Origin of the sequence: Brevibacterium sp. 50QC2O2, assembly GCF_024580675.1 — a bacterium.
GTDB classification, from domain to species: domain Bacteria; phylum Actinomycetota; class Actinomycetes; order Actinomycetales; family Brevibacteriaceae; genus Brevibacterium; species Brevibacterium moorei.
Map to the genome: position 1 here is coordinate 238,766 of NZ_JANIJZ010000002.1, position 21,668 is coordinate 260,433.

Here is a 21,668-nt window from a genome sequence, read left to right on the forward strand (position 1 = left end):
TCACCCCGTGTCACAGTCGCCACCCCGCCCGGCCAGCGCCGGCGCCACCCGCCGCGGCAGGCCATCGCCGCTGATCCTGACGATCATCGCGGTGGTCGTCCTGCTAGTCCTGTTCGTCGCGTTCTCGCAGGTCTACACGGAGGGCCTGTGGTTCAACCAGTTGGGTTCTCTGTCGGTGTTCGGCACCCAGTGGATCAGTCGGATCGTGTTGTTCCTCATCGGGTTCGTGCTGCTGGGTGTGGCCGTGTGGTTGCCGCTGTTCCTGGCCCACCGATACCGGCCCGTATATGCGCCGACGACGCCGCGGCAGGAGAACCTGGATCGCTATCGTGAGGCCATCGAGCCGCTGCGCAAGGGCTTGACCATCGTCGTGCCCGTGGTGGTCGGCCTGCTCGGCGGTCTGGCGCTGGCCCCGTCGTGGAAGCAGGCGCTGGAGTTCGTCCACCGCACACCCTTCGGGAAGGACGATCCGCAGTTCGGGCTGGACCTCGGATTCTACGTGTTCACCCTGCCGGTCCTGCAGACCGCGGTGAACTTCCTGGGCACCGCCCTGCTGCTGACCGTGATCGCCGGCCTCATCGCCCACTACCTGATGGGCGGGATCCGGCCCGCGGAGACGAAGGGCCTGACCCTGACTCGAGCCGCGAAGGTTCAGTTGGCGATCAGCGCGGCCCTGCTGCTGCTGAGCCAGGCGGCCCGTCTGTTCCTGGGGCGCTTCTCGGCACTGATGGATGATTCCGGCCTGGTCACCGGTGCGACCTATTCGGCGGTCAACATCACCCTGCCGGCGCTGCTCATCGTCTCCGTTGCAGCCGCCGTGGTGGCCCTGCTGCTGGCGGTCAACGCATTCCGTCCCGTGTGGCGGCTGTCGATCGTGTCCGTGGTGATGCTGCTCGTGCTCGGCGGGGTGGCCGTCCTCGGTCTGCCCGCGGCGGTTCAGCAGTTCAAGGTCCAGCCGTCCGAGTCCAACCTCGAGCGCGAGTACATCCAGCGCAATATCGATGCGACGCGCTCCGCCTATGGGATCGCCGATGTGGACGTGAAGTCCTATGAGCCCAAGACCACGGCGGCCTCCGGTGCTCTGGCCTCGGATGCGGAGACGGCGGCCTCGATCCGCCTGCTCGACCCGAATCTGGTCTCGGATACCTTCCGGCAGCTGCAGCAGCAGCGGCCGTTCTACTCCTTCCCCGAGCAGCTCGATGTGGATCGCTATCACATCGACGGGCAGACCCACGATTCGGTCATCGCGGTGCGCGAACTCAACGCGAACTCGCAGAGTGACTCGTCCTGGCTGAACCAGCGTGTGGTCTACACCCATGGTTTCGGCGTCGTGTCGGCCTATGGCAATAAGCAGGGCAACGACGGGCAGCCGGTCTTCATGGAGTCGAACATCCCGCCCAAGGGAATCCTGGGTGACTACGAGGAGCGCGTGTACTTCGGTGAGAGCTCGCCGACCTATTCGATCGTCGGTGCGCCCGACGATGCCGACCCGCGCGAAATCGACTATCCCTCCGACGAGGGAGACGGCCAGGTCTACAACACGTTCAAGGGCGACGGAGGCCCCAAGGTGGGCAATCTGTTCAACCGACTGCTCTACGCGATCAAGTTCCAGGATGAACAGATCGTCCTCTCCGATGCGCTGAACCCGGATTCGCAGATCCTCTACGACCGTGCTCCGCGTGAACGCGTGGAGAAGGTAGCGCCCTTCCTCGAAGTCGACGGCGACCCGTACCCTGCGGTCATTGACGGTCGGATCAAGTGGATCGTCGACGGCTACACGACCAGTGCCTCGTACCCGTACTCCAAGCCCGAAACCCTGGGGGACGCGACTCGGGACTCGGTGACTCAGCGCAGCGGCAACACGGTGCAGGCACTGCCGGATGAGAAGGTCAACTACATCCGCAACTCGGTCAAGGCCACGGTCGACGCCTATGACGGCTCGGTCGACCTCTACGCCTGGGATGACAAGGACCCGGTGCTGCAGACCTGGCAGAAGGTCTTCCCCGGTATGCTCAAGCCGCTGTCGGACATGTCCGGGGATTTGATGAGCCACGTCCGCTATCCGGAGGATCTGTTCAAGGTGCAGCGTTCGCTGCTCTCGCAGTACCACGTGGCAGATGCGGCCTCGTTCTACACCCGACAGGACTTCTGGTCGAACCCGGTGGATCCGACGGCGGACAGCCAGGGCAATTCGCCCCAGCCGCCGTATTACCTGACGATGAAGATGCCCGGTCAGGACCAGGCCGCGTTCTCGTTGACCTCGACGTTCATCCCACGCCAGACCGAGGGACAGAGTCGTAACAACCTGACCGGCTTCCTGGCAGCGGATGCGGATGCGGGTTCGACGGCGGGTAAGCCTGCGGAGACCTACGGCAAGCTGCGCCTGCTGCAGCTGCCACGCAACACCACGTTCCCCGGCCCCGGACAGGCGCAGAACAACTTCAACACCGATCCCACGGTGCAGGAGGCCCTGCTGGCCCTGCGGCGCGGTAACGATTCGACGGTCCAGAGCGGCAACCTGTTGACTCTGCCGGTGGCCGATGGCCTGTTGTACGTGCAGCCGGTCTACGTGCGCTCCTCCGGACAGACGTCGTATCCCAAGCTGCAGCGGGTGATCGTGGCATTCGGTGACAAGATCGGCTTCGCCGCAACCCTCGATGAGGCGCTGAATCAGGTGTTCGGCGGCAACTCGGGCGCCGATGCCGGCGATGCCGGAACGGACAAGCAGGATGAGGACTCCGGTTCTTCGAATGGTTCGGGCGGCGATAAGTCCGGAGACGCGAAGACGGACCGCAGCCCCTCGCTGAACAAGGCGCTCAAGGACGCCAAGCAGGCGATGGAGGACTCCGACGCTGCGATGAAGGCGGGTGACTGGGCGAAGTACGGTCAGGCGCAGAAGCGTCTGCAGGCCGCGATCGACGCCGCTCAGAAGGCGGAGGCCGAGGCCAAGAAGTAACGGCAAGGGGACCGGCGGGCACCGATTTGCCGCTTGGCTCTGTGGCGACTATAGTTGTATGAGTTGCCGCGGGGTGGAGCAGTTCGGTAGCTCGCCGGGCTCATAACCCGGAGGTCGTAGGTTCAAATCCTGCCCCCGCCACGGAGATAGGCCCCCATCAGGTGTTTCACCTGGTGGGGGCCTTTTTATGTCCGCGGGTGTCGCGTGGTTGTGCACTCGGAGTGCTGCACGTCATAGAGTGGACGCGTACGAGGGGTTGACATTGTTAAAAAGTGAACTAAAGTAGTTGAACGTACAACAACAAAGCAACCACGCAATGGAGGCACACCATGACTGCACTTCCCACCAACCTGACCGCCGGCACCTGGAACATTGACCCGGTCCACTCGAGCTTCGGCTTCTCGGTCCGCCACTCCGGCGTGTCCAAGGTCCGCGGCGAGTTCGAGGACATCGCCGGCACCATCGAGATCGGCGAGCAGTTCGAGGACACCACGATCACCGCCAGCGCGAAGATCGACTCGGTCAACACCAAGAACGAACAGCGCGACGGCCACCTGAAGTCCGGCGACTTCTTCCTGGCCGAGGAATACCCGGAGATGACCTTCGCCGCCACCCAGATCAAGGACTTCGACGGTGAGGACTTCGTGCTCGTCGGCGACCTGACCATCCGCGGCGTGGCGAAGTCGGTGGAGTTCGCAGCCTCCTTCAACGGTGTGAGCACAGGCGGGGAGACCCCGGTCGCCGGCTTCGAGGCCTCGGCCACCATCAACCGCAAGGACTTCGGACTGAGCTTCGACGTGGTCCTGCCCGGCGGCGACCTGCTGGTCGGCGACAAGGTCAAGATCAGCATCGACATTGAGGCCGCCAAGGCCTGAACGCAGCTCTGAACGACTGATAGCGCTAAGAGAGCCGGGGCCTGCGACGTGTGAAAACTCGCAGGCCCCGGCTCTCTTAGCGTTGTGAGGATCCGGCGCGAGGCGGTTCTAGAACCCGTGGGCGGCCAGCTCGCCGATGCGCTCCACTGCCAGCGCGACATCGGCAGGTGACTTGCAGTACGAATAGCGGATCGCGCTGCGGAACTCGGTTGCCGCAGGAGAACCAGCCCGGCACAGCCCTGCCACGGGGATTCCGGTAAAGCCGAACTCACGGCTGAGCCGCTCATTGATCGTAAAGGCGTCATCGTCCGTGAGCCCGGAGAAGTCGGCGATGATGAAGTACCCGCCCTGTGGTGTGCTCACCCGCAGTCCGGGCACTGCGCGCAGAGCCGTGGCGAGTCGGTGCGCGCGTTCGAGCAGCGAATCGTGGTTTTCCGCGATGAACCCGCGGTCGTCGACCAGGGCCTGGGCGACTGCCAGTTGATAGGCGGGATTCGCGGTGAAGGTCAGGAACTGCTTGACCGTCTGGATGGCCAGACGGACCGGTCCAGGGGCGACCACCCACCCGATCTTCCACCCGGTGATATTGAATGTCTTCCCGGCCGAGCTGGTGCTGATGATTCGCTGTGAGTCGGGGACCAGGGCGGCCAGAGGAACGTGCCGGTTGGGCGCGAAGGCCAGGTGTTCGTAGACCTCATCGGTGATGACCCAGAAGTCGTGGGCCTGCGCTGCCGCGTGGATGCGCAGCAGATCCTCGGGCGAGAAGACGAAGCCCGTGGGATTGTGCGGGCTGTTGACGATGACGGCATCGACCCCTGCCGCGGTCGCCTCGGCGAAGGCGTCCCAGTCCGGCGCGAATCCGGACTCTCCGGCGAAGCGGATGGGGACCGTGCGCAAAGTGGCGCCGGCCAGTTCGGTCGCCGCAGCATAGGAATCGTAGAACGGTTCGAAGGTCACCACTGTCCCACCCCGGGGCACCAGGGCCAGGACCGTCGCCGTGATCGCCTCCGTGACGCCCAGGGTGACCAGCACCTGCGCGGGGTCGACTGCGAGCCCGAAGTCGCGGGCGCGCTGGGCGGAGACCGCTTCCAGCAAGGCGGGCTGGCCCTGCCCGGGCGGATACTGATTGGCACCAGCGCGAGATGCCAGCGCAGCGGCCTCGAGGAGGAACTCCGGTGGGTTGGTACCAGGAGCCCCCTGTCCCAGATTGACCGCCGAGCTGGCCGCTGCCAGCTGGGTCATCTGCCCGAACACCGTTTCGCCCACCGTTCCGTCGGGCCCGACCAGTCCGGCCGAGCGGGCCAAGTCCATCCACAGGGGCGAGGCGTTGATATCGGGCACCTAGATCATCTCCAAAACGTCGTCGTGCAGTTTCCCATTGCTGGCCAGGGCGCCTGGGCCCACGGGGCCGGGGAAACCCTGCAGATTCGTGAAGCGGCCACCGGCCTCCAACACGATCGGGACCAGTGCGGCCATATCGTAGAGCTCCAGGTCGGGTTCGCACGCCAGGTCGACTGCCCCCTCGGCGACCAACATATACGACCAGAAGTCCCCGAAGGCCCTGGTTCGCCATATGGCGTCGCACAGGGACAAGAAGTTCTCCCTGCGGCCGAGTTCTGCCCAGCCGCCAAGCGATGAATACGACAGGGACGCATCGGCCAGGGATGCGACACCGGAGACGTGGATGGGCTGGGGGGCGCCGCCGTCGAGGCTGAGGAAGGCACCCTGGCCACGGGCAGCGAACCAGCGCCGGCCCAGTGCGGGAGCGGACACGACGCCCACCAGGGGTGTGTCGCCGTCGTAGAGCGCGATGAGGGTGGCGTAGGCCGGTACGCCACGCACGAAGTTCTTGGTCCCATCGATCGGATCGACGATCCAGCGTCGACTGGCGGTGCCCCTGGCACCGTACTCCTCTCCCAGGACGGAATCGGCCGGCCGCTCCTGTTCGAGCACCCCGCGGATCATCGCCTCGACGGCCCGGTCCACATCCGTCACCGGAGTCAGGTCGGGTTTGGTCTGGGTGTGGAAGTCATGGGCCCGGAATGCGGGCAGGGTCAGCCGGTCGGCCCGCTGTGCGAGTTCGAGGGCCAATGCGAGATCTGTCATACCCCCAACTCTAGCGAGCCCGGCGGACTCAGTTGCGGGGTCGATCCCATTGGGCCGGCGCGAGGTTCGCCAGGAGACGGCGCAGCGAGGCCAACCGGGCGACTCCGGCGACGCCCGCTCTGCCCTGGGCTACCCACTCGTCAAGGGCACAGCCCGGTGCGTCTGCCAAATGCGTGCAGCCGCGGGGACAGCCTGCCGTGGCCGGGACCAGTTCGGTGAAGGCCGCCAGCACATTGTCGGGGTCGACGTGGGCGAGTCCGAAGGACCGTACACCGGGGGTGTCGATGACCCATCCGCCGCCGGGCAGGGGACTGGCCAGCGCGGACGAAGAGGTGTGTCGGCCCCTGCCCGTGACGTCGTTGACCGCGCCCGTGGCTCGATCCACATCGGGCACCAAGCGGTTCATCAGGGTGGACTTGCCGACACCGGAATGGCCCAGCAACACGCTCAGGTGGCCGGTCAGCCGCGTGCGCAGTTCGTCCACGCGCGGCAGCCCCTGTGCGTCGAGTCCGCACTCGATGATATCGGCACCGGTCTGGGAGAATCTGGCGGTGAGTTCGTCGGCGGGCTTCAGGTCGGTCTTCGTGACGGCCAGTATCGGGGTGATGCCGGCGTCGAAGGCCGCCGCCAGCGCCCGGTCGATCAGCCCGTCACTGGGCTCGGGATCGGCGGTTGCCGTGACGATGACGAGCTGATCGGCATTGGCGACGATGACACGTTCACTGTCATCGGAATCGTCCGCGCTGCGTCGTAGCACGGTCGCGCGCGGTTCGACCAGCACGATCCGCGCCAGTGTGTCCGGACGTCCCGAGGTGTCGCCGACGACCCTGACCACATCGCCGGGGACGATCGCGTTGCGCCGCAGCGCCGAGGCCCGCACACAGGTCAGCGCGGCACCGGCTCGCAGGTTTCCGGGACCGACGGGCCCGGTCCGGCTGCCGCCGTGCTCCGGCGTGAGCAGGCGTGCGCGGTACCTACCCCGATCGACCGCGACGACGACGGCGGCCAGTGCGTCGGCGAAGCGGGGCCGGTCCTTGGTCCGCGGGCGCGAGCCATGGCGGTTCGGGCGGGCCCGGTAGTCGTCCTCTGTGAAGTTCGTGTACCGACGGCTCATCTGCCCACCATGGCCGACCACAGCTCGGTGAACTCCGGCAGCGTCTTGGCGACGGTGCCAGGATCGGCGATCACCGTTTCGGGAACCAACAGGGCCAGGAGCGCCCCGGCCATCACCATGCGGTGGTCGGCGTAGGTGTCCCATCGGGTGCCGTGTGAAGGCGGTCCGGTGATCGTCAGCCCGGCGGGCTGTTCGACGACATCGACGCCCGTCTTCGTCAATTCCCGCGCCAGGGCCGCCAGCCGATCGGTCTCATGGCCACGCAGGTGCCCGATGCCGGTGAGCCGGCTTGTGCCCTCGACCTGTGCGGCGACGGCGGCGACCACAGGGGTCAGTTCACCGACCGCGGACAGGTCGAGGTCGACCGGACGCAGCCTGTCGGGTCCCATCACACTCAAACCGGCCGGGGTGAGTTCCCAGGAGCCGCCGAAGGCCTCGGCGATCGAACGAATGGCGTCCCCTGCCTGTGTGGTGTGGTCCGGCCAGGCGGGCACCGTCACCGTACCGGAGGTGATGAGCGCCGCGGCCAAGAAGGTCGCTGCATTCGACAGGTCGGGTTCGACCGTGACCTGCAGACCCCGGGGGCGGCCGGGGGCCACATGCCACGTGTGGTCCAGAGGTTCGGTCACTGCGACCCCGGCGGCACGCAGCACCTCGACCGTCATGTCGATATGGGGTCGCGATGGTACGGTCGCGCCGGTGTGTTCGATGATCAGACCGGTCGGCAGCGCGCCGCCGGCCAACAGCAGACCAGAGACGAACTGGCTGGACGCCGAAGCGTCGATGCGCACGTGCACGGGAGCAGCTGTGGATTCGGCGGTGTCCGGTGGGATCACCTCGAGGGGGAGCGCATCACCTGTGACGGCGCAGCCCAGCTGGCGCAGGGCGTCTGCGACGGTGTCCATCGGACGCGTCCGGGCAGCGGGGTCGCCGTCGAATACCGCGGGGATGCCCAGTACTGCGGCCAGGGGCGGGACGAAGCGCATCACGGTGCCGGCCAGCCCGCACTCCACATGCACGGGTTCGCCGGCGGAGTCGAGCGGCCGGATCGGTTCGACCCGCACGCGCCCGGAATCGTCTGTCTCGATCCGTGCGCCCAGGGCTCGCAACGCACCGATCATCAGCGCCGTATCACGGCTGTGCAACAGTCCGTCGAGAACCGACGGACCCGTGGCCAAAGCAGCCAGCACCAGGTACCGGTTGCTCAGCGACTTCGAGCCGGGAACGGCGACAGTGGCGACGACGGGAGCCGGATGCTGCGGCGCCGGCCAGGCGGCGGGGTTCAGTTCTGGACTCCCAGTTTGTCCAGGGTCTTCGCCCCGGCGGCCTCGACCTCGCGGCGCAGGTGGCCGGCAGCATTCTGCGCCCGCCAGGCGAGTCCGGGCCGTCCCGCGGTGTCGACGGAGGCCAACAGGGCGCCGCCCAGCAGCGAGGTCTTGACCACCAGACCGCCGTCGGCGCGGCGGTCCTCGGGTGCGGCGAGACGTTCGCCGATCAGGTCGAAGGCGTAGGTGCCGACCAGGATCGCCGCGGAGGTGCGCGGAGCCCGGCCGACGGCCAGGAGCGAACCTGCGAGGATCTGAGCGGCGCCGGTGCTGCGGGCGACCAGGGTGGCGTCAACCGCCTTGGGCAGGCGGTCTTCGAACAGGCGGAGGACGGGCGCGGCGGCCTGTGCGGCGTTCTGGGGCCGGCGCAGACGTGCGATGCCGTTGGCGACGAACGCGGAGGCGAGCATGGGGCGGGCGAGGAGCCGGATGAGTGACACGGTTGATCCCTTCGACGGACACGGTGGTTTAGCGCACCTGGACTCCCTCCAGCATAGTGGGCGTGCTGCGATCGCGCCGGGTCGCATATCACTGCGACGCTCGTGGTGGTCCTGGAATAAGCCGCCGCCGTACTCCGTTGCACCGGTGTGAGCCCGGGGCCGCAGACGCCAGGGCACGGAATCGGCAGGCCAGTGAGGGGAAGTGGTCGAATATATGGTGAAGAGCCCGACCCGGTCGCGTGGGGGCGCGGCGACACCGGAAGTACCATTGACGGTAATGACTAAAGTGACGCAGACAGACGAGACCGATGAGGAACGCTCGGCCAGGTTCGAACGCGATGCGCTCGAATACGTCAACCAGCTCTACGCCGCCGCCCTGCGCATGACGCGCAACCCGGCGGATGCCGAGGACCTGGTGCAGGAGGCCTACGCCAAGGCATACGCCGCCTTCCACCAGTACACGCCGGGGACGAACCTCAAGGCATGGCTGTACCGGATCCTGACGAATACGTTCATCAACACCTACCGCAAGAAGCAGCGACAGCCGCAGGAGTCCTCGGGCGAGAACATCGAGGACTGGCAGATCGCGCGCGCCCAGGGGCATTCCTCCTCCGACGGCCGCTCGGCCGAGCTGGAGGCCCTGGACCATCTCCCGGATTCCGATGTGAAGCGGGCGCTGTCCCAGCTGCCGGAGGACTTCCGGATGGTGGTCTACTACGCAGATGTCGAGGGCATGCCGTACAAGGAGATCGCACAGGTGATGGACACCCCGATCGGTACGGTCATGTCCCGGCTGCATCGGGGCCGTAGGCAATTGCGGGACATGCTGGCCGACTACGCCGCCCAGCGGGGATTCGTGAAGAAGGATACGGAGGTGAAGAAGAAGTGAAGAGGGAAGAGGTCGCACCCGCCGCGAGTGGGTGCTGCGAAGCGCAGCGCGCTGTGTCCTTGGAACGCATCTACCATTACCTTGACGGCGAGCTGGACCAGGAGGCCCTGAGTGCCATCGGCAAACACCTGGCGGAATGCCCGGGCTGTATGCGCGAATACTCGATCGAGGCGGCACTGAAGGAACTCGTGCGTCGCTCGTGTCGCGACGAACAGGCCCCGGCGGGTCTGCGCGAACGCATACAACGGCAGATCCTGGTGGAACGCACTGCCGGCCACACGCGGACGACCGTGGTCACACGGGTCGGCCACGAGTCGTACTGAGGGACTCGGACAGACCTGGAGTGCAACGCAAGAGCCCGGTTCGAAGGGAAATCCTCCGAACCGGGCTCTTCGTCTATCGTCCTGGGACGATCATGCGTTGGGACGCTTGCCGTGGTTCGCACCACCGCGCTTGCGGTCACGACGCTTACGTGCGCGCTTGCTCATTGTGTTCTCCTCCTTGCTCTGCTTGACAATGTTCGCATACGGACCCGCCGTTTAGCCACTCGGAAGTGGTCAATGAGGCGTTCGTCACCCGGGGATGGTCAGTTATCGCCCAGTACATCGGTGACGCCCAGCCAGTCGTACCAGCCGCGGTGCAGGACCAGCCAGGCGATCAGACCATAACCCTCCTGGGAGGGCAGACCGTCCCGCGAGGCGGCCAGCTCGCGTTGCCACACCGGATGCGTCTGCAAAGGTGTGAAGGCGTCGACATAGGGCACACCACGTCGCAGGGCGACATCGGAGAAGCTGGCGCTCAACTCCCCGATCCGCCGGTTGAGATCCTGATCGATCGTCGGGGTGGGGCCCACCACGAAGGTCGAGACCTCAAGCGACAGCGCCGCGTCGAGGACGTTGGCCAGATTCAGCCGCGAACGGGCCGCGGACATGCCGGCCACCGCATCGAACCAACCGGGGGCCAGCACCAGGCGATTCTCGGTCTCCTCGGAGAAGCGCAGCTTGGCCTCGGGCAGCACCCGGGCTGCGAAGGTCTGCGTGTCCTCGCCGTGGATGCCGAGCGAGTAGAACTGGGCACCCGGTAGCGAGGGCAGGGTACGGGCGGCGATGCGGCCGGTCCATCCCAGGCCGCGACCGTCCCCGTGGCCGGCGACGAGCGCGTCCCCGGCCACGACGATCGCGGTGTGCGTACGGCTGGTCACCGTGCGAAGGCCCGCTCGATGACATCGGCCTGTTCGGCCTCGTGGACCTTCTTCAGGCCGGTGGCCGGAGCAGCCGAGGCGGCGCGCGAGACCACGCGGATCGCACGGCCGTTCAGCAGCTGCGGGAGGTGGGCCTGCATGAACGGCCAAGCCCCCTGGTTCTCCGGCTCCTCCTGCGTCCAGACCAGCTCTGCGGACGCCGGGTAGCGGCTCAGGGTCGCGGCGATCGCGTCCTCGTCGAGTGGATAGAGCTGCTCGACGCGCACGATCGCGGTGGTCTGGTCCCCGGACTTCTGCCGCTTGGCGACCAGGTCCCAGTACAGCTTGCCGGAGACGAACAGCACCCGGTCGACCTTGGCGGCGTCCACAGTGGTGTCCGCGATGACGGGCTCGAACCGGCCGGTGGTGAAGTCCTCGACCTGGGTGGCCGCGGCCTTCAGACGCAACATCGACTTCGGCGTGAAGACGATGAGCGGGCGCTTGACCTTGGAGTGCGCGTGGCGGCGCAGCAGGTGGAAGTGGCTGGCGCCGGAGGACGGCAGGGCGACGGTCATATTCGACTCGGCGCACAGCTGCAGGTAGCGCTCGATGCGAGCCGAGGAGTGGTCGGCGCCCTGGCCCTCGAAACCGTGGGGCAGCAGCAGCACCAGGCCGGAGCGCTGGTCCCACTTCTGCTCGGAGGAGGAGATGAACTCGTCGATGACGGACTGGGCACCCTGGCTGAAGTCGCCGAACTGGGCCTCCCAGGCCACCAGCGCCTCGGTGTTCTCCACCGCGTAGCCGTATTCGAAGCCCATGGCCGCGTATTCGCTCAGCAGCGAATCGTAGACCCAGAACTTCGCCTGGTCGTCACTGAGGTTGGACAGCGGGGTCCACTCATTGCCGTTGACGTGATCGATCAGGACCGAGTGGCGCTGGGTGAAGGTGCCACGGCGCGAATCCTGTCCGGCCAGGCGGACGGGCACGCCCTCCATCAGCAGTGAGCCGAAGGCCAGCAGTTCCGCGAAGCCCCAGTCGATGCCGCCGGAGCGGGTCATCTCGTGACGCTTCTCCAGGAGGCTGCGCAGCTTCTTGTGGACGGTGAAGCCGGTCGGGACGTTCATGAAGGCGTCGCCGATGTGTTCGATGACCTCCTTGGACACTGCGGTCGGGAAGTCGTTGTCCGCCTCCAGATCCGTGACCTCGGGCGAGGGCAGTGCGAAGTCGGGGTCGCCGGCGGCCTTCTCGGCCTCCTTGGTCTCCGTGAAGGCGGCTTCGAGTTTGGACTGGTAGTCCTTAACCGTTTCCTGTGCCTCTTCCGGGGTGATGCACTTGCGGCCCACCAGGGATTCCGTGTACAGCTTGCGGACCGACTGCTTGGCCTCGATGAGGGAGTACATGACCGGCTGGGTCATCGACGGATCGTCGCCCTCATTGTGGCCGCGGCGGCGGTAGCAGACCATGTCGATGACGACGTCGCGGTTGAATTCCTGACGGTACGCGAAGGCCAGCTGCGCTGCGCGGAACACGGCTTCGGGATCGTCTCCGTTGACGTGGATGATCGGCGCGCCGATCGACTTGGCCACGTCGGTGGAGTAGAAGGAGGACCGGGCCGACGCCGGGGGAGTGGTGAAGCCCACCTGGTTGTTGATGATCAGGTGGATCGTGCCGCCGGTGCGGTATCCGCGCAGCTCGGAGAGGTTCAGAGTCTCGTAGACGACGCCCTGCCCCGCGAATGCCGCATCGCCGTGGACCAGCACGGGCAGGACGGTGAAACCCTCCTCGCCCAGGTCGTGACGGTCCTGCTTGGCCCGTGCGATGCCCTCGAGTACCGGGTCGACGGTCTCCAGGTGGCTGGGGTTGGCTGCGACGTAGACCTCGGTCGTGTTGCCCTCGGGCGAGGTGAAGGAACCGTGGGTGCCCAGGTGGTACTTCACGTCGCCGGAGCCCTGGAAGCTGTCGGGGTCGAGCATGCCGTCGAACTCGCGGAAGATCTGCCCGTAGCTCTTCCCGGCGATATTGGTCAGCACATTGAGGCGGCCACGGTGGGCCATCCCGATCGTGACCTCGACCATTCCGGAGTCGGCTGCCAGGTTCAGCACCTCGTCGAGCAGTACGATGGCGGACTCGCCGCCCTCCAGGGAGAAGCGCTTCTGCCCGATGTACTTCGTCTGCAGGAAGGTCTCGAAGGCCTCCGCCGCGTTCAGCCGGCCCAGGATGTGGCCCTGCTCGACGCGGGTGAGTTCGGCGTGGGGGACCTCCAGCTTGGCCTGGAACCAGGCCCGCTGTTCCGGATCGGCGATGTGCATGTACTCGATGCCGGTGTTGCGGCAGTAGGAGTCGCGCAGCAGACCCAGGATGTCGCGCAGCGGCATCGTGGACTTCCCGCCCAGACCGCCGGTGGGGAAGGTGCGCTCCAGGTCCCACAGGGTCAGCCCGTGCGTGGTGATGTCCAGGTCCGGGTGCGTGCGCTGCTTGTACACCAGCGGATCGACATTGGCCATCAGATGGCCGCGGTTGCGGTAGGCGTCGATCAGTTCGATCACGCGTGCGACCTTGGACACATCGTCCTGGTCGTCAGCATCGACGTCGGGCACCCAACGAACCGGTTCGTAGGGCAGGCGCAGGGAGGCGAAGATGTCGTCGTAGAAGCCGCCCTTGCCCAGCAGGAATTCGTGGACCAGCTTGAGGAATTCGCCGGAGCCGGCACCCTGGATGACCCGGTGGTCGTACGTCGAGGTCAGTGTCAGGACCTTCGAGACGCCCAGCCGGTTGATGGTCTCCTGGCTGGAGCCCTGGAATTCCGCAGGGTAGTTCAGCGCGCCCACACCGATGATGCAGCCCTGGCCCTTGGTCAGTCGTGGCATCGAGTGGACGGTGCCGATCCCGCCGGGATTGGTCAGGGACACGGTGGTCCCGGCGAAGTCGGCTGCGCCCAGCTTTCCGTCGCGGCCGCGGGCCACCAGGTCGTCGTAGGCGTCGACGAAGCCCTTGAAGCTCAGGGTCTCGGCCTTCTTGACGTTCGGCACCAACAGGGCGCGGCTGCCGTCCTTCTTCGGCACGTCGATTGCGATGCCCAAGTTGACGTGGCCCGGGGCCACCACCACGGGCTTGCCGTCGCGCACGTCGTAGTAGACGTTCTGGCTGGGGAATTCCTTGAGCGCACGGATCACCGCGAAGGCGATGATGTGCGTGAAGGACACCTTGCCGCCGCGCGTGCGCTTGAGGTGCGAATTGATGACGATGCGGTTGTCGATGAGCGCCTTGGCCGGGAGGGCGCGGACGCTGGTGGCCGTCGGCAGAGTCAGCGACTCGTCCATGTTCGTGGCCAGCGCCTTGGCCGGGCCGCGCAGCTTGGTGACGACATCGGCGACGTCCTCGGTGCTGGGGGCCGGCTCGGGAGCGGTGGAGCGCTTCTTCGCCGAGGCCGCCGACTTGGACTCGGCCTTGCGGGTCTCGCTGACCTGGACCGAGGGATCGACGCCGCGGGCCGGTGCCGGCTGGGCAGCGGCCGGGGCCGCCGGCTGTGCGTCGGGCCCGGAGGCGGCGGGAGCCGCTGCCCGGTCTTCTGCGGCGAACTTCTCGAAGTACGGCCACCACTTGGGGTCGACTGAATTCTTGTCCTGCTGGTACTTGTCGAAGAGCTCTTCGACCAGCCATTCGTTCGAGCCAAAATCCTCGACCGATTCGGCGATGTGCGTTTCGGACACGGCGGTATTCGCCCTCTTCCTAGTGTCTGATGGGTTTCGTCTACTACTAGCCTAGCCAATAGCCTAACCCGGATGGCGGATGCACACACCACGGGGACGATAATGGGCGGCATGCGATTCTCGACCGAACGGCCGGACCATGATCTGACCTACAACGATGTGTTCCTGATTCCCTGTCGCTCTGCCGTGTCCTCTCGGTTCGAAGTGGATCTGAGCCCGGCCGATCCGACGGGCGGGTCGACCCCGGTGGTCGCGGCGAATATGACCTCGGTGACCGGGCGCCGGATGGCGGAGACCCTGGCGCGCAGGGGAGCCCTGGCCGTGCTGCCACAGGATCTGCCGCGCTCGGTGGCCGCAGCGACCATCGAGCGCGTCCGCAGCGCTCACCCACTGTTCGAAACCCCCGTGGTGGTGGGCCCCGATGACACGGTGCTCTCCGCACTGCACCTGATGTCCAAGCGTGCGCATGGGCATGTGGTCGTCGTCGACGATGCGCACAGGGTGCTGGGCGTGTTGGCCGAAGCCGAGCTGAATGGGGTCGAACGCTTCCGCTCTGTCTCCGCGGTGATGAGCGAGCCCGCCCACCTGATATCCGCCGCCGATCTGCGCGTGGGCGACAGGGACTCCTGCCGGCGTGGTTTCGATGCGCTGACCGAGGCCCGGGTCGACTTCGCTCCGGTGGTCGACGAAGTGGGACGGCTGCAGGGCGCACTGACCCCGACCTCACTGCTGCGCGCCGCGGTTTACCGGCCCAATGTCGACGCCTCGGGCAGATTGCGGGTGGCCGCGGCGGTGGGGGTCAACGGGGACGTGGCCGCCCACGCGGCTGCCCTGGTCGCCGATGGTGCCTCGACCCTGGTCGTCGACACCGCGCACGGTCATCAGGAGAAGATGCTCGATGCGCTGCGCCGGGTATCCGGCGCAGACCTGGGCGTGCCGATCGTGGCGGGCAACGTCGTCACCGCGGACGGGGTGCGCGATCTGCTCGGCGCCGGTGCCGACATCGTCAAGGTCGGGGTGGGTCCCGGTGCCATGTGCACGACCCGGATGATGACGGCGGTGGGTCGCCCGCAGTTCTCCGCAGTCGCCGAATGCGCGGCGGCAGCCGCCGAATGCGGTGGGCACGTCTGGGCCGACGGTGGCGTGCGGTTCCCCCGCGATATCGCCCTGGCCCTGGCGGCAGGTGCCTCCCAGGTGATGGTCGGATCCTGGTTCGCCGGCACCCTGGAGAGCCCCGGCGATCTGTTCGTCGATGCGCAGGGACACCGCTACAAGGAGAGCTACGGCATGGCCTCGGCCAGGGCGGTGGCCAATCGGACCAGGGACGAATCCCCGTTCGACCGGGCCCGCAAGGGACTGTTCGAGGAGGGCATCTCGACCGGGCGCATGCCCATTGATCCGGCCAGGGCCGGTGTCGAGGACCTGCTCGACGAGATCACCGCGGGAGTCCGCTCATCGTGCACCTATGCGGGTGCGGCGGACCTCGTGCAGTTCGCCCAGCGCGCAGTGGTGGGTGTGCAGACGGCCGCCGGCTATGAAGAGGGCCGGCCGGTGTCCCAGGGCTGGTAGCTGTGCAGCCGTCTGGAAGCGGGCCGCGGCGTCGGTTACACTAACGCTATGTCGAGTGACAGTCGCGGCCGGCTTGCGGCCGGCCCAACACACAACCCACATAATTCCGGGGTCCTCACCCCAGTCCTTCGCGAACGTCGATTGAGAGCCGCCTGATGGAATGGCTCTATCTCGGACTCGCCCTCATCCTGATTCTGGGCACCGGTGTGTTCGTCGCCGGGGAATTCGCCCTTTTAACACTGGACAAGCACACCGTCGACGACGCGGTGGCCCGCGGTCTCAAGGGCTCGAAATACCTTGAACTGGGCATGCACCACCTGTCGACCCAGCTGTCCGCGGCCCAGGTCGGCATCACCATCACAACCCTGCTGACCGGCTATCTGATGGAGCCGTCGCTGGGCAAGATCCTGGCGCCGCTGCTGGAACTGCTGCCGGTCCCCGACGCACTGGCCGACGGCGTGGCACTGTTCATCGCGCTGGCGGTCTCCACGGTCCTCTCGATGGTCATCGGCGAGCTGGTACCGAAGAACATGGCCATCTCCGCGCCGCTGCGCGCCGGGCAGTTGGCCGTGCCATTGCAGTACTGGTTCGCCGTCGCCTTCAAGCCGGTCATCGCGACCCTCAACGGCACGGCCAACAAGATCCTGGCCGCGATGGGGATCGAGCCGCAGGAGGAGTCCTCTGCGGGCAGGTCGGCCGATGAGCTCACCGCACTCGTGCGCCATTCGGCCCAGGAGGGCACGCTCGACGAACAGACTGCGGACCTGGTCACCCGCACGCTGAGCTTCTCCGAGCGCACGGCGGAGGACGTGATGACCCCGCGCACCCGTATGGTGACGGTGGAGAAGGGCGCCACGGCAGCCGAGGTGATCGAAGTGGCGCGGCAGACCGGTTTCTCCCGTTTCCCCGTCATCGTCGACAGCCGCGACGATATCGTGGGCGTGGTTCACGTCAAACAGGCTCTGGCGGTGCCGCTGGAACACAGGGCCGAGGCCTTCGCCGGTGGTCTGCTGACCGCGGTGGCCGAGGTCCCGGAGACCATGGCGCTGGACCCGCTGTTGCGCCGTCTGCGCGCCCGGGGCAATCAGATGGCCGTGGTGATCGACGAGTACGGGGGCACGGCGGGAGTCGTCACCCTGGAGGACGTGGTCGAGGAACTCGTGGGCGAGGTCGCCGATGAGCACGATCGTCTGCGGGTCCGCCCGCGCCCTGCCAGAGACGGCTCCTGGCTGGTGCCCGGCGGGCTGCGTCCCGACGAGGTCGGCCCGCTGGTCGGCATGGACATCCCCGAGGATCCGGACTACGAGACCGTCGCGGGATACGTGCTGCTGCTGTGCGGGCGCATTCCCGAAGTGGGCGACGTCGTGCCGATTCCCGATGGACGGTTCGTCGTCGAGCGGATGCACGGCCATCGGATCGAGCGGCTGCGGCTGATCCCGGACTACTCACAGCGGGCACGCGAATTCGATTCCGCCGCCCGCGCCACGACGACGGGGGAGCCGGCATGAACGACTGGTGGGGTCTGATCTGGCTGGTTGTTCTGCTGCTGGGCAACGCGTTCTTCGTCGCGGCGGAATTCGGCATCGTATCCGCCAAGCGCTCACAGATCGAACCGGCTGCCGAGGACGGCAAGAAGTCCGCGCGCATCGCCCTGCACGCGATGGAGCACGTCTCGGCGATGCTGGCGATCTGCCAGCTGGGCGTGACGGTGTGTTCGCTGCTCCTGGGCAACGTCGCCGAACCCGCGATCCATCATCTCCTGGAGGGGCCGCTGCACATGCTGGGCCTGCCGGACGCCGCCTCGGGGGTCATCGCCTTCGTGCTGGCGCTGGCGGTTGTGACGTATCTGCACGTGGTGGTCGGAGAGATGGTCCCGAAGAACATCTCCCTGGCCATGGCCGGGCGGGCCGCGATGGTCTTGGCACCGCCGCTGGTGTTCCTGTCACGTGTGTTCAGCTTCGTGATCACACCGTTGAACGGTTTCGCGAACCTGGTTCTGCACCTGATGCGCATCGAGCCCAAGGATGAGGTCAACGCCGCCTATACCGTCGAGGAGGTGCAGGCCATCGTCGCCGAATCGCAGGCAGAGGGGCTGTTGCGCGACGATATGGGACTGTTGCAGGGCGCCCTGGAGTTCTCGGATAAAACCGTCGCCGAGGTCATGGTTCCGATGGATCAGGTGGTGGCGATCAACGTCGGGGTGACCCCGGCGGACATCGAACGGTTGGTCGCCCAAACGGGCTTCTCACGTTATATCGAGGTCGATGAGACCGGTGACCCCGTGTCATATCTGCATATCAAGGACGTGCTCTACGCCGATACCGCGGAGCTCTACCGGGCTCCGGTGCAGAACAAGCGCTTCCGTTCACTGGTGACGCTGCGGGCCGCGGACGAGATCGAGGACGGCCTCGATCAGATGCGGGCCGAGGGCAATCACGTGGGCCGGGTGCTCGACGCCGATCACCGCGCCGTGGGCGTGCTGTTCCTCGAGGACGTGCTGGAGGAACTGGTGGGCGAAGTCCACGATGTGATGCAGCGGCCGAGGGTGAATTGATGGTGTCGATAACAATCCGGTGACAATGACGGGAAGAACCGTTATGCTACCGTTATAAAGTTGTGTGGCGCCGCTGGTTCGGGTGCCGTGTCGAGGTTTGGAGTAACTGAGGTGGACGATTCGCCGATCGTGCGCAGGCGTGACCTTCGTAAGCAGCGCCAGGCGCAGGATGCCGGGGTGCCAGCATCGTTTTCAACGGAGGCGTCCCCTGCGGCGGAGGATGTGCAGATCGTCCGTGCCACCGTGGCCGATCGGCCGGGTTTCCGGGGTTCCGATGGGTCACTGGTGCGCCGCCTCAAGCGGCGCAAGCGGATCGGCGTCGCCTCAGCCGGCACCGTCGTGGTGGCCGGCGCGGCCCTTGCCGCGGTGGTGCTCACCGGCGGCGGCCTGAAGGAACCGGAGACGGTCACGACCGTCGACCGGGTGGCGGAGGCCGCCAAGGGCGCCGACACGATCACGCTCAAGGCCGAGGCGGTGGATGCCGGTTCGAATGAGGGCAGCACGGCGGGCGGCGCAGTGGATCGCAGTGGTTCGATCGTCGGCAAGAGCGGTTCGAAGGCGGAGGCCGCATCCCGGCTGGTCGTCAAGAAGACACTGCCCGGATGCTCAGGGAAGGTGCCGGCCGGCCAGCAGGTCACCAATGGGCAGCTGCCCGCCGACTGGCTGTGCAAGATCGGCGTGGGTGGGCACAAGCTGCGCGCCGACGCGGCGGTGTCCTTCGCCCGGATGAACGCGGCGTACAAGAAGGACACGGGTAAGTCGATGAAGATCACCGACTCCTACCGGTCCCTGGAATCGCAGATCTCGGTGGCCCAGCGCAAGCCCGGATTCGCGGCCAAGGCCGGCACCTCCCTGCACGGTTGGGGGATCGCCCTCGATATGGCGGGGGGCGTGCCAGACAAATCGGGCGCACAGTGGGACTGGCTGCAGAAGCACGCCGCGGAATATGGCTGGGAGAATCCGGATTGGGCGCAGCGCAACAGCCATGAGCCCTGGCACTGGGAGTACGTCCCCGCACGTAAGGACATCAAGGGTCACTGACTCGATTTGCCATCGGCCGGACCTTATGGATACACTGGTCTGGTTGTTGCCCGCGTAGCTCAGTGGATAGAGCGTCTGCCTCCGGAGCAGAAAGTCGAAGGTTCGAATCCTTTCGCGGGCACAGTGATAGAAGTCCCCCGGAACACAGTTCCGGGGGACTTCTGCATCTCCGGATACGGACACTTCCCCGGGTGGGAATAGACCTGCGCGCACTCCAGGTAATACCCTAGGGTGTTGTGACTCCGGAAGAACTCAAAACCGCCATCGTCGCGGCCATCTCTGACCTCAATCCCACGCTGGAAACCCCGATCGAGGTCCCGGCCAAACTGGTCGTCGAACGACCGAAGAACCGCGAACACGGCGATTGGGCGACGAACGTCGCACTGCAGACGGCGAAGAAGGCAGGGCTGAACCCGCGCGAACTCGCCCAGCGGCTGGCCGACATCCTCGGTGGCGTCCCCGGCGTCGAGCGGGTGGACGTCGCCGGTCCCGGATTCCTCAACATCACCGTCTCCGCGGGTGCTGCCGGCAAGCTCGCCGCCGACATCGTCGCAGCCGGCGACGGCTACGGACATGGCGAGAGCCTGGCCGGACAGAAGATCAACATGGAATTCGTCTCGGCCAACCCCACCGGGCCCCTGCACATCGGGCACACCCGCTGGGCCGCGCTGGGCGATGCGATCGCCAGGACTCTGCGCGCGGCAGGGGCCCAGACCACCAGCGAGTACTACATCAACGACGCCGGTTCCCAGATGGACACCTTCACGAATTCGGTCCTGGCGCGCATGCACGGCCGCGAGGTTCCCGAGGGCGGCTATCCGGGCGCCTATATCCAGGACATCGCCGATGAACTGCTGCGCGCCCATCCGGAATACGCCACAGCGGACGAGGACGCGATTCACGCCGAGGTCCGTGCCGAGGCCTACCGGGTGCAGCTGGCCGACATCCAGGCCACTCTGCGGGACTTCGATGTGGCCTTCGACGTGTGGTTCTCCGAGACCACCCTGCACGAATCAGGCGCCCTGCAGGACGCCGTGGCCCGGCTCCGGGCGCAGGGGCATGTCTACGACAAGGACGGCGCCGTGTGGTTGCGCACGACCACTTTCGGCGATGACAAGGACCGCGTGCTGATCCGCGGCGACGGCGCTCCCACCTACTTCGCAGCGGACGCGGCCTACTACCTCAACAAGCGCGATCGCGGTTTCGACCGGGCCGTCTACCTGCTCGGGGCCGATCACCACGGCTACGTGGGACGCCTCAAGGCGATTGTGGAGGCCGCCGGAGACGATCCGGAGAAGAACATCGAGATCCTGATCGGCCAGCTGATCAGCGTCAACGGGGCCAAGCTGTCCAAGCGCGCGGGCAATATCATCGAGTTGCGGGATATGGTCCAGTGGCTGGGCAAGGACGCGCTGCGGTATTCGCTGGCGCGCATTCCGGCGGATTCCCCGCTGACATTGGATCCCGAGGTCCTGCGCTCTGCCAGCAACGACAATCCCGTGTACTACGTGCAGTACGCCCACGCCCGTGCCAAGAGTGTCGAGCGCAAGGCAGTGGCCGCGGGTATCGACGCCGCCGATTTCGCAGCGGAAACACTGAACGATCCGAGCGAAGCGGTGCTGCTGGCCGCTCTGGCCGATTTCCCGCGAGTCGTGGCCCAGGCCGCGGAACTGCGCGAACCCCACCGCATCGCCCGCTACCTCGAGGCCCTGGCCGGGAACTTCCACAAATGGTACGACGCCTGCCGTGTCACCCCCCGCGAGGATGAGCAGATCACTGCGACCCACGCCTCGCGCCTGGTACTCGACCGGGCGACGGCACAGGTGCTGGCCAATGGCCTGGACCTGTTGGGCGTCAGCGCCCCCGACCACATGTAATCCGGTTCCCCGGCCCCGGCGGCCGGGGTCCG

The 21,668-nt window shown here is 66.6% G+C and carries 17 protein-coding genes and 2 tRNA genes; 11 read left to right on the forward strand and 8 right to left on the reverse strand.

What is annotated here, in order from left to right:
* The first annotated feature begins 7 nt into the window (after positions 1 to 7).
* The 3 genes from NQ038_RS02560 to NQ038_RS02570 all read left to right on the forward strand — a co-directional run bounded on the left by NQ038_RS02560 (position 8) and on the right by NQ038_RS02570 (position 3,831).
* Entirely contained in the window at positions 8 to 2,956 is a 2,949-nt protein-coding gene (locus NQ038_RS02560) for a UPF0182 family protein (protein ID WP_257047211.1), read from the forward strand.
* Between the two features lie 67 nt (positions 2,957 to 3,023).
* A tRNA-Met gene (locus NQ038_RS02565) sits at positions 3,024 to 3,097 on the forward strand.
* A gap of 188 nt (positions 3,098 to 3,285) precedes the next feature.
* On the forward strand, positions 3,286 to 3,831 hold the full coding sequence (locus NQ038_RS02570) for a YceI family protein (RefSeq protein ID WP_257047213.1): 546 nt from the start codon (positions 3,286 to 3,288) through the stop codon (positions 3,829 to 3,831).
* Between the two features lie 108 nt (positions 3,832 to 3,939).
* On the opposite strand, the gene NQ038_RS02575 is transcribed toward NQ038_RS02570, so the two are convergent.
* From NQ038_RS02575 to NQ038_RS02595, 5 genes are read right to left on the reverse strand one after another with little or no spacing between them, the layout of a single operon-like run.
* A complete protein-coding gene (locus NQ038_RS02575; protein ID WP_257061797.1) occupies positions 3,940 to 5,172 on the reverse strand; it encodes an aminotransferase class I/II-fold pyridoxal phosphate-dependent enzyme in 1,233 nt (410 codons plus the stop codon).
* Complete coding sequence (gene hisN, locus NQ038_RS02580; protein WP_257047215.1) at positions 5,173 to 5,937, reverse strand: histidinol-phosphatase; 765 nt, start codon at positions 5,935 to 5,937, stop codon at positions 5,173 to 5,175.
* Positions 5,938 to 5,965: 28 nt separating this feature from the next.
* Positions 5,966 to 7,051 (reverse strand): ribosome small subunit-dependent GTPase A, encoded by a 1,086-nt coding sequence (gene rsgA / locus NQ038_RS02585; RefSeq protein ID WP_257047218.1) that lies wholly within the window; start codon positions 7,049 to 7,051, stop codon positions 5,966 to 5,968.
* Entirely contained in the window at positions 7,048 to 8,337 is a 1,290-nt protein-coding gene (aroA, locus tag NQ038_RS02590) for a 3-phosphoshikimate 1-carboxyvinyltransferase (protein WP_257061838.1), read from the reverse strand. The genes rsgA and aroA overlap by 4 nt, the downstream gene beginning before the upstream one ends.
* Positions 8,334 to 8,816: a DoxX family membrane protein gene (locus NQ038_RS02595; protein ID WP_257061799.1), complete on the reverse strand. Its 483-nt coding sequence runs from the start codon at positions 8,814 to 8,816 to the stop codon at positions 8,334 to 8,336. The genes aroA and NQ038_RS02595 overlap by 4 nt, the downstream gene beginning before the upstream one ends.
* Before the next feature lie 214 nt (positions 8,817 to 9,030).
* Here NQ038_RS02595 and NQ038_RS02600 point away from each other — a divergent pair, with 214 nt between their 5' ends.
* Positions 9,031 to 9,705, forward strand: coding sequence for a sigma-70 family RNA polymerase sigma factor (locus NQ038_RS02600; protein WP_373456768.1), 675 nt, complete (start codon positions 9,031 to 9,033; stop codon positions 9,703 to 9,705).
* On the forward strand, positions 9,702 to 10,028 hold the full coding sequence (gene rsrA, locus NQ038_RS02605; protein WP_373456769.1) for a mycothiol system anti-sigma-R factor: 327 nt from the start codon (positions 9,702 to 9,704) through the stop codon (positions 10,026 to 10,028). Before NQ038_RS02600 ends, rsrA begins: the two co-directional genes overlap by 4 nt.
* Before the next feature lie 90 nt (positions 10,029 to 10,118).
* Here rsrA and NQ038_RS15545 read toward each other — a convergent pair whose 3' ends face one another.
* The 3 genes from NQ038_RS15545 to NQ038_RS02615 all read right to left on the reverse strand — a co-directional run bounded on the left by NQ038_RS15545 (position 10,119) and on the right by NQ038_RS02615 (position 14,595).
* Positions 10,119 to 10,193 carry a 50S ribosomal protein bL37 gene (locus NQ038_RS15545; RefSeq protein ID WP_104061284.1) on the reverse strand — a complete coding sequence of 25 codons (75 nt, stop codon included), beginning with the start codon at positions 10,191 to 10,193 and terminating at the stop codon, positions 10,119 to 10,121.
* Between the two features lie 98 nt (positions 10,194 to 10,291).
* Positions 10,292 to 10,906: a GDSL-type esterase/lipase family protein gene (locus NQ038_RS02610; RefSeq protein ID WP_257058333.1), complete on the reverse strand. Its 615-nt coding sequence runs from the start codon at positions 10,904 to 10,906 to the stop codon at positions 10,292 to 10,294.
* Complete coding sequence (locus NQ038_RS02615) at positions 10,903 to 14,595, reverse strand: multifunctional oxoglutarate decarboxylase/oxoglutarate dehydrogenase thiamine pyrophosphate-binding subunit/dihydrolipoyllysine-residue succinyltransferase subunit (protein WP_257061806.1); 3,693 nt, start codon at positions 14,593 to 14,595, stop codon at positions 10,903 to 10,905. The genes NQ038_RS02610 and NQ038_RS02615 overlap by 4 nt, the downstream gene beginning before the upstream one ends.
* Positions 14,596 to 14,706: 111 nt before the next feature.
* Between NQ038_RS02615 and NQ038_RS02620 the strand changes: the two genes are divergently transcribed.
* The 6 genes from NQ038_RS02620 (at position 14,707) to argS (ending at position 21,636) form a co-directional block, all read left to right on the forward strand.
* A complete protein-coding gene (locus NQ038_RS02620) occupies positions 14,707 to 16,164 on the forward strand; it encodes a GuaB1 family IMP dehydrogenase-related protein (RefSeq protein ID WP_257061808.1) in 1,458 nt (485 codons plus the stop codon).
* Between the two features lie 155 nt (positions 16,165 to 16,319).
* Positions 16,320 to 17,672, forward strand: coding sequence for a hemolysin family protein (locus tag NQ038_RS02625; protein ID WP_257061809.1), 1,353 nt, complete (start codon positions 16,320 to 16,322; stop codon positions 17,670 to 17,672).
* A complete protein-coding gene (locus NQ038_RS02630; protein WP_257061810.1) occupies positions 17,669 to 18,718 on the forward strand; it encodes a hemolysin family protein in 1,050 nt (349 codons plus the stop codon). The genes NQ038_RS02625 and NQ038_RS02630 overlap by 4 nt, the downstream gene beginning before the upstream one ends.
* A gap of 111 nt (positions 18,719 to 18,829) precedes the next feature.
* Positions 18,830 to 19,759: a M15 family metallopeptidase gene (locus NQ038_RS02635; RefSeq protein WP_257047226.1), complete on the forward strand. Its 930-nt coding sequence runs from the start codon at positions 18,830 to 18,832 to the stop codon at positions 19,757 to 19,759.
* Between the two features lie 48 nt (positions 19,760 to 19,807).
* Positions 19,808 to 19,880, forward strand: a tRNA-Arg gene (locus tag NQ038_RS02640).
* 115 nt (positions 19,881 to 19,995) lie between these two features.
* Positions 19,996 to 21,636 (forward strand): arginine--tRNA ligase, encoded by a 1,641-nt coding sequence (argS, locus tag NQ038_RS02645; RefSeq protein ID WP_257047228.1) that lies wholly within the window; start codon positions 19,996 to 19,998, stop codon positions 21,634 to 21,636.
* Positions 21,637 to 21,668 lie beyond the last annotated feature (32 nt).

What these genes read in the sequence shown, in the direction of transcription:
- NQ038_RS02570 (WP_257047213.1), top strand. Translation starts at nt 3,286, where the DNA reads ATGACTGCACTTCCCACCAACCTGACCGCCGGCACCTGGAACATTGAC.
- hisN (WP_257047215.1), bottom strand. Translation starts at nt 5,937, where the DNA reads ATGACAGATCTCGCATTGGCCCTCGAACTCGCACAGCGGGCCGACCGG.
- rsgA (WP_257047218.1), bottom strand. Translation starts at nt 7,051, where the DNA reads ATGAGCCGTCGGTACACGAACTTCACAGAGGACGACTACCGGGCCCGC.
- NQ038_RS02600 (WP_373456768.1), top strand. Translation starts at nt 9,031, where the DNA reads ATGGTGAAGAGCCCGACCCGGTCGCGTGGGGGCGCGGCGACACCGGAA.
- NQ038_RS02620 (WP_257061808.1), top strand. Translation starts at nt 14,707, where the DNA reads ATGCGATTCTCGACCGAACGGCCGGACCATGATCTGACCTACAACGAT.
- NQ038_RS02625 (WP_257061809.1), top strand. Translation starts at nt 16,320, where the DNA reads ATGGAATGGCTCTATCTCGGACTCGCCCTCATCCTGATTCTGGGCACC.
- NQ038_RS02630 (WP_257061810.1), top strand. Translation starts at nt 17,669, where the DNA reads ATGAACGACTGGTGGGGTCTGATCTGGCTGGTTGTTCTGCTGCTGGGC.